Genomic DNA, 12,281 nt, shown 5'->3' on the forward strand with positions numbered 1-12,281 from the left:
GTCGTCCGGGGCCACGGGAGGTGCCGCGGGATGGCGCGCGCCGTGCCACGGCAGACCCTCAGCGGTCTCATACCGCCCGCACAGGGCCGCTCGGTAGACCTTCCCCCATGAACCCGACGACCCGCACCCCCCGCCCCCGACGCGTCCGCCGCGCCGTGCTCGCCGGGGCCCTCGCCGTCGCGCTGCCCGTCGCGGGCGGCACGGCCTGGGCCCTCGACCGGTACGTCGTGGAGCACGTGGAGATCGCCGACGTGGCCGCCTACGAGGCCAGCATGCAGGCGTCTGCCGCGACCACCACGACCGGCAGCACCTCGACGACGACCGAGACCGCCGACGCCGCGTCGGCAGCGGTCCTCACCGACACGACCTACACCTCCGACGACGCCGACGTCACCGTCTCGACGGTGACGACCGGCACCGGGGACGACACCGTCACCTACTACGTGGCCGACGTGACGCTCACCGACGCGACCGTCCTGCGGTCCGCCTTCGCGCAGAACGCCTTCGGCGAGAACATCACCGAGACCACCTCGGACATCGCGGCCGACAACGACGCGGTCTTCGCGGTCAACGGCGACTACTACGGGTTCCGCGACACCGGGATCGTCATCCGCAACGGCGTCGTGTACCGCGACGAGGGCGCACGCCAGGGTCTGGCCTTCTACACCGACGGTCACGTCGAGGTCTACGACGAGACCGCGACCACCGCCGACCAGCTCGTGGCCGACGGCGTCTGGAACACGCTGTCCTTCGGTCCCGCGCTCTTGGAGGACGGCGAGGTCCTCTCCGGGATCGAGGACGTCGAGGTCGACACGAACATCGGCAACCACTCCATCCAGGGCGAGCAGCCACGCACCGCCGTCGGTGTGGTCGACGACAACCACCTGGTGTTCGTGGTGGTCGACGGCCGCAGCCCCGGCTACAGCGCCGGCGTCACCATGACCGGCCTCGCCGAGATCATGCAGGGACTGGGGGCCACGACCGCCTACAACCTCGACGGCGGAGGGTCGTCGACCATGTACTTCGGCGGGGAGCTGGTCAACGACCCGCTCGGCCGGGGCGACGAGCGCGGCACCTCCGACATCCTGTACATCGGCGGGTGACCCGTGATCGTCCTCGTCCCGGCCTACGAGCCGTCCCGCACCCTCGTCGAGCTCGTCGGCTCGCTCGCCACCCACCCGGGTGTCCGCGTGGTCGTCGTGGACGACGGCTCCGGCCCCGCCTACGCCTCGGTCTTCGACGCGACCCGCGCCGCCGGGGCCACGGTCCTCACGCACCCCGCGAACCGCGGCAAGGGCGCCGCCCTGCGGACCGGCTTCGCGCACGTCGTGGCCGCCCACCCCGGTGACGACGTCGTCTGCGCCGACTGCGACGGGCAGCACAGCGTCGTCGACGTCCTCCGGGTCGCCGACCGGGTGCGCACCTCGCAGGCCTCCATGGTGCTGGGCTCGAGGCTCTTCGTCGGCGACGTGCCCCTGCGCAGCCGGCTCGGCAACTCCGTGACGCGGACGCTGTTCCGCCTCGCCACGGGGCTGCGCGTGCACGACACCCAGACGGGCCTGCGCGGGTACCCGGCGTCGTCGCTGCCCTGGCTGCTGAGCGTCGGGGGCGACCGCTACGAGTACGAGCTCGACCTGCTCCTGCAGGCCTCGGCGAGCGGCCGCACCGTCGAGGAGGTCGAGATCGCCACGATCTACCTCGACGACAACGCCGCGTCGCACTTCCGGCCGGTCGTCGACTCCCTGCGCATCTACGCCCCGTTGCTGAGGTTCTGCCTCGCGTCCCTCGCCGCCTTCGTGGTCGACACCGTGGCGCTCCTCGTGCTGCACGCGGTCACCGGGTCGCTGCTCGGGTCCGTGGTCGGCGCGCGTGCCCTGAGCTCGGCGGTCAACTTCACCACCAACCGGCGGCTGGTCTTCACCTCCGGCCGGGACAAGCCCGTGGCCGCCGCGGCGGTCCAGTACTACGCCGTCGTCGCGCTGCTCCTCGCGGGGAACTACGCGCTGCTCCTCGCGCTCACGTCAGCCGGCGTCGCGCTGCTCCCCGCCAAGGTGCTCACCGAGCTCACGCTCTTCGTGCTCGGCTACGAGCTCCAGCGCAGGGTCGTGTTCGCCCGACCCGAGCGCCTCCGGCGTGATCCCGGGGTCGGCGACCACGCCGACGCGCCTCTCAGTACACCGGTGGCCGGGACTGGAGCTCGGCGAGGACGGCGGGGTCCTGGAGCTCCATCCACGCGATGACGTCGGAGTAGGTGGCGCAGACCGTGCCCTCGTCGTCGCAGGCCTCGAGCATGAAGTCGCGGGCGGCCGGGTTGAAGGCGTTGCCGCTCCACGCGTTGAAGTGGTTGGCGACGAGCACCGGGGCACGGTTGCCGGTCGAGGTCGCCTGGTACATGTGACGGTAGGTCTCCAGGACCGCGTCGTGGATCTCGCCGGCGCGCTCGGGCTGGTCCTGCGCCTGGTTGAACTTGTACCAGAAGTTGTAGTCCATGGCCGTGACGTTCCCGAGGGTCGGTGAGGCCGTCGACTGCATCGCGAACTCCCACACCCCGTGCTGCTGGGTGGGCCATGCCATGCCGCTGCCGGGGATGGACGAGTCGTAGGTCAGCCCGTGCTCCGCCCACGCCGGGGCGATCTGCTCCCAGTCCCCCTCGAGGCACGGAGTCCGACCTCCACGCACCTCCGAGGCCGGGACCTCGAGCTCCTGGGCCTCGGGCATCATGTTGATCTCGCGCCAGCCCTCCCAGAACGCGAAGAACTGGTCGAGCTCGCTCGTCCAGTCGGCCGTCGACCAGTCGCCGGCACCGGGCGGGTTGTCCGCGCAGAAGTGCCCGTTGTAGTGCGTGCCGATCTCGTGACCGGCCCGGTACGCGCCGTTGAGGTCCTCGACGAGCGTCGTCACGTCCTCCGGCGACCCGCCGAAGCCGACCGACGCCCGGCCGGGTGCGTGGCCCGGCCCCGTGTACGCGTCGCGGTGCTCGTCCGTCAGCAGGTAGATGCCGGTGAGGAACCCGGTGAACCGGGCGTCGACCTCCTCGGCCGCCGCCGAGAACTCCTGCCAACGGTCGTGCCAGCCGGCGCCGTCGAAGGAGAAGATGATGAACTGCGGTGGCTGCTCGCCCGGCGCGAGACGTGTCATCGGGACGTTGGTCTCTGCGCGCTCCGGCGTCGGGTCAGGTGACGGCTCCGGGTCAGGTGAGGGAGCCGGGTCGGGTGAGGGAACCGGGTCGGCTGTCGGCTCAGGCGCCGAGGGCGAGGGCGCAGCGGTCGGCGCAGCCGTCGTCGGGGTCGCCGTCTCGCTGCCGGGTCCTGCCGCGGAGGTCGAGCACGCGACGAGCGAGAGCGACGTCGTCACCGCGAGGGCGAGGGTCGCCGTGCGGCTCAGCCTGCCGCCGCGCGCAGCACCCTCCCCAGTGGTCCGGGCACGCGTCCGCTCTGCATAGGACGTCATCGTCCCCCCTTGCCGTCGTCTCGCCGCAGGCCGCGAGCCTGCCGCGCTCGGTGTGCTCTCCGACCGTAACCGCGAGGTCGGTCGGGTGCACCCGACCACGCGGGTGAGGTCGAGCGTCCCGGAGACGCCGATGCCGCCCGCCCTCGGAGGGGCGAGCGGCATCCGTCGAGCGGTGTCCGGCGGCCTGTGTCAGGCCTCGGGCGCTGCCTTCTTCGCGGGGGCCTTCTTGGCCGGGGCCTTCTTGGCGGTCGCCGTCTTCGTGGTCGTCGACCTGGCCGTCGTCGACTTCGCTGCCGTGGCCTTGGCGGGCGTCTTCTTGGCCGGGGTCTTCTTGGCGGCGGTCGCACGGGTGGTCTTCTTGACCGGGCCCTTGGCGCGCTTCTCCGCGAGCAGCTCGACGGCCTGCTCGTGGGTGATCGCCTCGATGGTGATGTCCTTGGGGAGCGTCCGGTTGGTCGTCCCGTCGGTCACGTAGGCGCCGAAGCGACCGTCCTTGATGACGATCGGCTTCTGCGACGTGGGGTCCTCGCCGAGCTCCTTGAGCGGCGGCGCGGCGGTGGCCCCGCGCCCACGCTTGGGCTGCGCGTAGATCTCGAGGGCCTCGGCGAGGGTGACCGTGAACATCGACTCCTCGCTCGGCAGCGTCCTGGAGTCCGTGCCGCGCTTGAGGTACGGGCCGTAGCGGCCGTTCTGCGCGGTGATCTCGGTCCCGGACTCGGGGTCGACGCCGACCACGCGCGGCAGCGAGAGCAGCTGGAGCGCGTCGTCGAGGGTGATCGTCTGGAGCGACTGCGTCTTGAGCAGCGACGCCGTGCGCGGCTTGGGCAGGGCGGCCTTGGCGCGCTTGAGCGCGGCGGCCGACAGGCCCTCCTCGAACTCGGGCTCGGGCAGGAGCTCGGTCACGTACGGGCCGTAGCGGCCCGCCTTGGCGACGATGGTCGTCTGGGTCGACGGGTCCACCCCGAGCTCGATGTCGCCGTCGCCCTGGGTCTCGAGGAGCTCGCGCGCCTTGGCGACCGTGAGCTCGTCGGGCGCGACCTCGTCGGGCACGGAGGCACGGGGCGGGTTCTCGCCCTCCGCGACCTCGGCGGCGGTGTCCTCGATGTACGGGCCGTAGCGACCGACGCGCAGCGTGATGCCCTCGCCGATCGGCACCGAGTTGATCTCGCGGGCGTCGATGTCGCCGAGGTCCTCGACGAGCTGGCGCAGCCCCTCGTCAGAGCCCTCGGTGTCGTCGCCGAAGTAGAACTGCGTCAACCAGGCGACGCGCTCCTTGTCGCCCGCGGCGATCGCGTCGAGGTCCGCCTCCATCTCGGCGGTGAAGTCGTAGTCGATGAGCTGGCCGAAGTGCTCCTCGAGCAGCCGGATCACCGCGAAGGCCAGCCAGCTGGGCACGAGGGCCTGGCCGCGGCTCAGCACGTAGCCGCGGTCCTGGATGGTCGAGATCGTCGACGCGTACGTCGAGGGGCGGCCGATGCCGCGCTCCTCGAGCGCCTTGACGAGGCTGGCCTCCGTGAAGCGCGGCGGCGCCGAGGTCGAGTGCCCGTCTGCGGAGAGCTCGCGCGAGGTCATCGCGTCGCCCTCGGCCATCTGGGGCAGCCGTGCGTCGCCCTCGGCCTTCTTGGAGGTCCCCGTGGAGTCGGCGGAGTCGTAGCGGTCGGTGTCGCGACCCTCCTCGTAGGCGGCGAGGAAGCCGCGGAAGGTGATGACCGTGCCCGAGGCCGCGAAGACGGCGTCGGTCTGGGAGCCAGGGCCGGCGTCGCCGATCGACGGTGCGCCCGCGGGGAGGGTCCCGGCGACACCGAGACGGACCGAGGCCGTCGAGCCGCGGGCGTCGCCCATCTGCGACGCGACCGTGCGCTTCCAGATGAGCTCGTAGAGCTTGAACTGGTCGCCGCTGATCTCGCGGGACACCTGGGCCGGCGTGCGGAACGAGTCCCCTGCGGGGCGGATGGCCTCGTGGGCCTCCTGCGCACCCTTGGCCTTCGAGGCGTAGACGCGGGGCGACGACGGCACGTACTCGGGGCCGTAGAGCTCGGCGGCCTGGCGGCGCGCGGCGTCGGTGGCCTGGGTCGACAGCGACGGGGAGTCCGTACGCATGTAGGTGATGTACCCGTTCTCGTACAGGGTCTGCGCGGTGCGCATCGCCTGCCGAGAGGACATGCGGAGCTTGCGCGACGCCTCCTGCTGGAGCGTCGAGGTGGTGAACGGTGCGGCCGGGCGACGCGTGTACGGCTTCGTCTCGAGGCTGCGGACCGCGGCCGGCTGGTCGGCCAGGGCGGTGACGAGGGCGTGCGCGGCCTGCTCGTCGAGATGCACCACTCCCTGGGGGCTCTTCAGCTCGCCGGCGTCCGTGAAGTCGCGGCCGGAGGCCACGCGTGCGCCGTCCACCTGGACCAGCTTCGCGGAGAACCACTCGCCGGCGTCCGGGCCGTCCTGCGTGGTGAAGTCGCCCGACACGTCCCAGTAGTTCGCGGTGACGAAGGCCATGCGCTCGCGCTCGCGCTCGACGACCAGGCGGGTCGCGACCGACTGCACACGACCAGCAGACAGGCCCTGGCGGACCTTGCGCCACAGCACCGGGGACACCTCGTAGCCGTAGAGGCGGTCGAGGATGCGGCGGGTCTCCTGCGCGTCGACCATGCGACCGTCGATCTCGCGGGTGTTCTCCAGAGCCCGGTTGATCGCCTCGCGGGTGATCTCGTGGAACACCATGCGGTGCACGGGGACCTTGGGCTTGAGCTCCTGGAGCAGGTGCCACGCGATGGCCTCGCCCTCGCGGTCCTCATCGGTCGCGAGGTAGAGCTCGTCGGCGTTCTTCAGGGCCCGCTTGAGCTCGGCGACCTTCTTCTTCTTGTCCGCGTACACCTCGTAGTACGGCTCGAACCCACCGTCGACGTTGACCGCGAACTTGCCGAAGGGGCCCTTCTTCATGTCCGCAGGCATCTCCGAGGGCTGCGGGAGGTCACGGATGTGCCCGACGCTCGCCTCGACCTCGTAGTCGTCGCCGAGGTAACCGGCGATCGTGCGTGCCTTGGCGGGCGACTCCACGATGACGAGCTTGCGACCAGCGGACATTCAGGGCCCTGCTTCCGTGACGTTGTGTGTCGGCCTGCGACGGGTCGGGTGACGAGCCGTGGTGCGAGACCTGGACAGTCGTTCAACTCGGCAGCCTACGGCCTCATGCTGCCGTCGTCACACCTGGAGCACGGCGGGAAGCCGCAGAACGTGGCCGCGCGACGGTCTGCCGCAGCGCGAGGAGCAACCCGAAGGAGAGCGCGGTCGCCGCGACCACGCCGGCCGCCCCGCCCGCGTAGGCGACCATCTCGGCGTTGGTCGTCAGCGGCTGCCCCGACCCGGTCGCGACCGTCACCGTCTGCTGGAGCGCCCACAGCGCGATGCCGCCCGCGCCGATGCCGGCGACCCCCAGGACCGCGAGCACCCAGGCCGAGGACGAGCCCTTCGGCGCGGAGATCCGACGGGGGCGGTCGTCCGCCGGCCCGGGGTCTTGCGCGTCCCAGGTGGTCAGGGAGCAGGCGAGCGCACCCCAGGCGAGCACGACGAGCACGGCCGCGACCACGTCGCTCGGACGGTGCCACTGCCCGACCAGTGTCGAGATGCCCGTCGCCGCGGTGTAGACGGCGCCGAAGAACGCCACCCAGGGGCGCGCGAGCCGGGGGACGGTGAGCAGGAGGGCGACCGACACCGACGCCGCGACCGTCGTGTGCCCGCTCGGGAGCGAGTTGGTCCACCACGCCTCGGAGTCGAAGACCGGACGGTCGAGCACGACCTTCTTGACGAGCTGCGTGGTGAGGTTCGCGCCGCCCACGAGGACGAGGGCCTGGACCGCGAGGAGCCAGCGCCTGCGGACCAGGGCGATCGCGACGGCCGCGAGGGTGCCGAGCACCACGAAGCTCACGGACACGACGCCCAGGACGGGCTCCGCGACGGTCCACAGCCGGGTGCGGCCGGTGAGCGCACCGTCGTAGGCGTAGTCCTCGACGACCTGTCCGGTGCGGGTGGCGACGAACACCTCCCACACGACGAAGGTCCCGACCGCGGCGGCGACGGCGACGAGCAGCGCGAGGAGACGGACGCCCACGGGGACGACCGTCCAGAAGCCGGGGCGAGGCGCACGGGAGGGAGGTCGTGGCGGCAGCGAGGGTGTGCCTCCCGACGGCCCGGCCGACGGGTAGGAGGGGACCTCCGGGGTGGTCGGCAGCAGTCGCGTCGAGGCGTACGGCGCAGCATGCTGGTCACGGCGTGCAGGGCCCGGGGCTCCTGCAGCCGGCAGCACGCCGGGTCGTCGGTCGAGGTTCACCGTCCAACGGTAGTCCACCCCTGTGACCATCCTGGGCAGAGGGTGTCGACGAGTCGCGCACGCCACCACCGAGGGCTCCCCGGCGGTTCCTGGCCGGCTCCACGACGACTCCTCGACGGCTCCTCGACGACTCACAGGAAACTCATAGCCCCGACCCAGGGCTTTCCAGGACAGCCGGGAGCACCATGGACGCATGGCACCCCAGGACCCCACCTCTCGCGCAGCCCTCCCGCGTCTCACCCGCGCCGACGGCAGCCCGCTGCGCGTGCTCGTCGTCGACGACGAGCCCAACCTCGCCGAGCTCCTCACCTCGGCGCTGCGCTACGAGGGCTGGGACGTGTCGACGGCCCTCGACGGCCAGACGGCCGTCCGCCTGGCCCGCGAGACCGTGCCCGACGTGATCGTCCTCGACATCATGCTCGGTGACATCGACGGCCTCGAGGTGCTCCGCCGCATCCGCCAGCAGCAGGAGGGCGTGCCGGTGCTGTTCCTCACCGCCCGCGACTCCGTGGAGGACCGCGTCGCGGGCCTCACCGCGGGCGGCGACGACTACGTGACCAAGCCCTTCAGCCTCGAGGAGGTCGTCGCCCGGCTGCGCGGCCTGCTGCGCCGGGCCGGGGCGAGCGCCGCCCGCGACGAGGCCCGGCTGGTGGTCGGCGACCTCACCCTCGACGAGGACTCCCACGAGGTGGACCGTGCCGGCCAGGAGATCCACCTCACCGCGACCGAGTTCGAGCTGCTGCGCTACCTCATGCGCAACGCCCGACGCGTCATGTCCAAGTCGCAGATCCTCGACCGCGTGTGGCAGTACGACTTCGGCGGGCAGGCCAACATCGTCGAGCTCTACATCTCGTACCTGCGTCGCAAGATCGACGCCGGGCGCGAGCCCATGATCCACACCCTCCGCGGCGTCGGCTACGTGCTCAAGCCGGCGGTGCTCACCTCCGAGCAGGCTGCCGCCACCGCCCCCCGGGAGCCCGTCGCCGCGGGGACAGAGCCGGCTGCGTGAGCGCCGCCCCTCTGCACGGGGCCCCGACCGGCCCAGGGGACGACGCCGCCCCGCGTGCTGGCAGGCGACGACCGTGGACCCTGCGCCGCCAGCTCGTGGCGCTCGTCATCGGGCTCGTGCTGCTCATCTGCTCCGTGCTCGCCGTGCTCTCCACCCTGTCGCTGCGCTCCGAGCTGCTCGGGCAGATCCGCGACGACCTGACGCAGGCGAGCGCCCGTGCGACCGACCGCCCGCAGGGTCTCGGCTCCGGCTCCACCCCGCCCTCGACGGTCGACCCCGGCTCCGTCCCGGGTGAGACGCCCGGCCCCTACCAGGTGCCCGGGCAGGCCACCGGCGACATCGACGTCCTCTTCTCCGGGAGCACCGTGGTGCGCGCGGGGTACTTCGACGAGGCAGGTGAGTTCCGGTCCCTCGTCGGCACCGAGCAGCTGGCCACGCTCGACGCGCTCCCGACCGACCGCCAGATCCACGAGGTCGACCTGGGCGACCTCGGCACCTACCTCGCGATCTCGACCACCACTCCGTCCGGGGACAAGGTGGTCACCGCCAAGTCGACCGCCCCCGCCGACGACCCGCTGCGCGCCTACGTGGTCGTCGAGGTCGCGCTCATCGTGCTCGCCGTGGCGCTCGCCGCCGCGACTGGCACGGTCCTCGTCCGTCGCGCGCTGCGCCCCCTCGAGCGCGTCGCCGGCACGGCGCTGCGGGTCTCCGAGCTGCCGCTCGACCGCGGCGAGGTCGCCGAGATCCGCGGCGTCGACGTGCACGACACCGACGAGCGCACCGAGGTCGGCACCGTGGGCGCCGCGCTCAACCGGATGCTCGGGCACGTCGAGTCCTCGCTCGCGGCCCGGCACGAGTCCGAGACCCAGGTGCGGCAGTTCGTCGCCGACGCCAGCCACGAGCTGCGCACCCCGCTCGCCTCGATCCGCGGCTACGCCGAGCTCGTGCGTCGGTCCCCCGACGACGTCCCGACCGACACCCTGCGCGCCCTCGACCGCATCGAGTCGGAGGCGCTGCGGATGGGCGCTCTCGTCGAGGACCTGCTGCTGCTCGCCCGGCTCGACGCGGGCCGTCCGCTCGAGCGCGAGCAGGTCGACCTCGTGGTCCTGGCGGTCGACGCCCTGGCCGACGCGCACGCGGCGAGCCCCGACCACGCGTGGGAGCTCGACCTGCCGGGTGGGGCGGAGGACGACGGGTTCCCTGACGTCGCAGACGCGGAGGACGCCGACGGCGTGGTCGTCCGGGGCGACGAGGCTCGGCTCCGGCAGGTCCTCGTCAACCTGCTGAGCAACGCCCGCGTCCACACGCCCCCGGGCACCCGGGTGGTGCTCGGGCTGCGCACCGCGGGCGAGGAGGTCGTCGTGACCGTGACCGACGACGGCCCGGGGATCCCGTCCACCCTGCTCCCCACGCTCTTCCAGCGCTTCAGCCGCGGCGACGCCGCCCGGAACCGGGTGGGCGGCTCGACCGGCCTGGGGATGGCCATCGCCCAGGCGATCGTCCAGGAGCACGGCGGCAGTGTCACGGTGCGCAGCCCTGCCAGCCCCCAGACGTCCACCGGCTCCGAAGGACCGGCCGGGCGGGACCCGAGGGCCGGGTCGGGCCCCGGCACGACCTTCGAGGTGACCCTCCCGTCAGCCCCGGCGGGCGACGCCCACCGGGAGACCCGGGCCTAGAGACCTAGCCCTGCTCCGCGAGGAAGCCGTCACGGACGAGCCCGCGGACCGCGGGCAGCAGCTCGGCCGACAGGTCGTCCGCGGAGACCTCGAAGATCGAGGCGATCGCCGTGACGATCTGTGCGACGGAGAGCTCGCCGTCGCAGGCACCGACGAGGGCCGAGAGCGACGTCGACGCGTGCACGCCGCGCCCGAGGCCGTCGCCCTGGCGCAGGATGACGATGTTCGGGTCGGCCGCACCGGGCGTGTAGAACCGCTCCTCGGTCACGTCCGCCGCCGCGACCAGGCGCTGCGCGCCGAGGGCGGCGTCGTCGAGGGTCTCGAGCCACAGGTGCGCGGCGAGGCTGGTCTCGAGGTGCGCGCCGAGCGGCTGGCGGACCGACCCGGTGTGCTCCTCCAGCCTGCGCAGCGTGACCTGCTCGCCCGGGAGCGGGCGGCGCAGCAGGAGGATGCCGAAGCCGATCGCCTCGACGTCGCGCGACGCGAAGTCGTCGAGCCACGCCCCGTACGCCGCCGCCCAGGCCTCGGGCTCGCGCTCGGGGGTGGTCCCGCCGTCACGGATCCACGTCTCGGCGTACTCGGCCGGGTCGAGGACCTCGCGCTGGATCACCCAGCCGTCGAGCCCGGACTCGTCGAGCCACCGACCGACCCGCTCGGTCCACGGCTCACCGGCGCGGTGCTCCCAGTTGCCGAGCATCTGCGCCACCCCGCCGGGGGCGAGGACGGCGCCGACCCCGGTCACGAGGTCCCGGACGAGGTCGTCGCCCGAGCGACCACCGTCGCGGTACTCGTACGTGGGGATCTCGCCGGGGAGGCTGTCGTCACCGGACGGGACCTCCGCGCCGCCTGCCCCGTCCGTGGCCGCGCGCCGCGGGGTGATGACGAACGGTGGGTTGGAGACCACGAGGTCGAACTCCTCGCCGGCCACGGGCTCGAGCATCGAGCCCAGGCGCAGGTCGAGACGCACGCCGTCGAGCGCCGCGTTGAAGGCCGCGAAGCGCAGGGCCCGCTCGGAGATGTCCGTCGCGACCACGGTCTGCGCGTGCCGGGACGCGTGCAGCGCCTGGATGCCGCACCCCGTCCCCAGGTCGAGGACCCGGGTCCGCGGCGAGCGCACCGTCACCTGAGCGAGGGTGATCGACGCTCCCCCGGCTCCGAGGACGTGGTCGCCCGCGAGGCGACCACCCGTGGCGAGCTCGCCGAGGTCCGAGGCCAGCCACCAGTCGACCGGACCCCGCGCGTCGTGCGCGGCGTAGGGGCGCAGGTCGACGAGAGGACGGGCTGTCGGCTCGGCGTCCTGGGAGCCCTGCGGGGCCTCGCCGGAGAGGGCGACCAGCCCGAGCTCTGCGGCACCTGCGGCCGTGAGCGAGGGCAGGGCGGCGTCGAGCGCGACGGCGGGGACGGCCTGCCCGAGCACGAAGAGCCGGGTGAGCGTGAGGACCGCCGGCTGCGCGGCGTCGTCCGTCGGTCCGGGGGCGCTGGCCCGGAGCGCGGGGAGCGCCTGCTCACGGTGCAGGGCGCTGGCGGCGACCGGGCCGAGGGCCGACTCGACGCCCTCGACGGTGTAGCCGCTCACCTCGAGGTCCGCCCGGAGCCGGGCGACGAGCGTCGGGTCGGCGGAGGGCGCGGGGCTGCTGGCGGTGGTCTGGCTCATGGGCACCATGATTCCGCATCGCGCGAGGACGACGGTGCGCCGGGCGGTCAGCGATCAGGTCCGCTCGCCCGCGGCGGCCCGCAGCCGGAGACGCCGAGGGCGGCCCCTGTCGCAGGAGCCGCCCTCGGTCGTCACGCCGTCAGACTGTCGTCGCGCCCGGGTGAGAGCCCG

Annotated in this window: 8 protein-coding genes; 4 read left to right on the forward strand and 4 right to left on the reverse strand. The window is 73.0% G+C overall.

What is annotated here, in order from left to right; translation table 11 throughout:
- The first annotated feature begins 107 nt into the window (after positions 1 to 107).
- Together SKED_RS16040 and SKED_RS16045 are read left to right on the forward strand one after the other, a co-directional pair.
- On the forward strand, positions 108 to 1,103 hold the full coding sequence (locus tag SKED_RS16040; RefSeq protein WP_012868228.1) for a phosphodiester glycosidase family protein: 996 nt from the start codon (positions 108 to 110) through the stop codon (positions 1,101 to 1,103).
- A 3-nt stretch (positions 1,104 to 1,106) separates the two neighbouring features.
- A complete protein-coding gene (locus SKED_RS16045; protein WP_012868229.1) occupies positions 1,107 to 2,240 on the forward strand; it encodes a glycosyltransferase in 1,134 nt (377 codons plus the stop codon).
- On the opposite strand, the gene SKED_RS20440 is transcribed toward SKED_RS16045, so the two are convergent.
- From SKED_RS20440 to SKED_RS16060, 3 genes are all read right to left on the reverse strand, one after another.
- Positions 2,170 to 3,450 (reverse strand): polysaccharide deacetylase family protein, encoded by a 1,281-nt coding sequence (locus SKED_RS20440; RefSeq protein ID WP_174269735.1) that lies wholly within the window; start codon positions 3,448 to 3,450, stop codon positions 2,170 to 2,172. The genes SKED_RS16045 and SKED_RS20440 overlap by 71 nt on opposite strands.
- A gap of 189 nt (positions 3,451 to 3,639) precedes the next feature.
- The gene (topA, locus tag SKED_RS16055) at positions 3,640 to 6,528 is read right to left on the reverse strand and encodes a type I DNA topoisomerase (protein ID WP_012868231.1); all 2,889 of its coding nucleotides are present in this window, start codon (positions 6,526 to 6,528) and stop codon (positions 3,640 to 3,642) included.
- A 103-nt stretch (positions 6,529 to 6,631) separates the two neighbouring features.
- Entirely contained in the window at positions 6,632 to 7,552 is a 921-nt protein-coding gene (locus tag SKED_RS16060; protein WP_012868232.1) for a phosphatase PAP2 family protein, read from the reverse strand.
- A 412-nt stretch (positions 7,553 to 7,964) separates the two neighbouring features.
- Between SKED_RS16060 and SKED_RS16065 the strand changes: the two genes are divergently transcribed.
- Together SKED_RS16065 and SKED_RS16070 are read left to right on the forward strand one after the other, a co-directional pair.
- Positions 7,965 to 8,780: a response regulator transcription factor gene (locus tag SKED_RS16065; protein WP_012868233.1), complete on the forward strand. Its 816-nt coding sequence runs from the start codon at positions 7,965 to 7,967 to the stop codon at positions 8,778 to 8,780.
- On the forward strand, positions 8,777 to 10,456 hold the full coding sequence (locus SKED_RS16070) for a sensor histidine kinase (RefSeq protein ID WP_217167898.1): 1,680 nt from the start codon (positions 8,777 to 8,779) through the stop codon (positions 10,454 to 10,456). The genes SKED_RS16065 and SKED_RS16070 overlap by 4 nt, the downstream gene beginning before the upstream one ends.
- A gap of 4 nt (positions 10,457 to 10,460) precedes the next feature.
- On the opposite strand, the gene SKED_RS16075 is transcribed toward SKED_RS16070, so the two are convergent.
- On the reverse strand, positions 10,461 to 12,110 hold the full coding sequence (locus tag SKED_RS16075) for a DUF7059 domain-containing protein (RefSeq protein WP_012868235.1): 1,650 nt from the start codon (positions 12,108 to 12,110) through the stop codon (positions 10,461 to 10,463).
- Between the last annotated feature and the right edge of the window lie 171 nt (positions 12,111 to 12,281).

The organism is Sanguibacter keddieii DSM 10542 (genome assembly GCF_000024925.1).
Lineage (GTDB): Bacteria > Actinomycetota > Actinomycetes > Actinomycetales > Cellulomonadaceae > Sanguibacter > Sanguibacter keddieii.

What these genes read in the sequence shown, in the direction of transcription:
- SKED_RS16040 (WP_012868228.1), top strand. Translation starts at nt 108, where the DNA reads ATGAACCCGACGACCCGCACCCCCCGCCCCCGACGCGTCCGCCGCGCC.
- SKED_RS20440 (WP_174269735.1), bottom strand. Translation starts at nt 3,450, where the DNA reads ATGACGTCCTATGCAGAGCGGACGCGTGCCCGGACCACTGGGGAGGGT.
- topA (WP_012868231.1), bottom strand. Translation starts at nt 6,528, where the DNA reads ATGTCCGCTGGTCGCAAGCTCGTCATCGTGGAGTCGCCCGCCAAGGCA.
- SKED_RS16065 (WP_012868233.1), top strand. Translation starts at nt 7,965, where the DNA reads ATGGCACCCCAGGACCCCACCTCTCGCGCAGCCCTCCCGCGTCTCACC.
- SKED_RS16075 (WP_012868235.1), bottom strand. Translation starts at nt 12,110, where the DNA reads ATGAGCCAGACCACCGCCAGCAGCCCCGCGCCCTCCGCCGACCCGACG.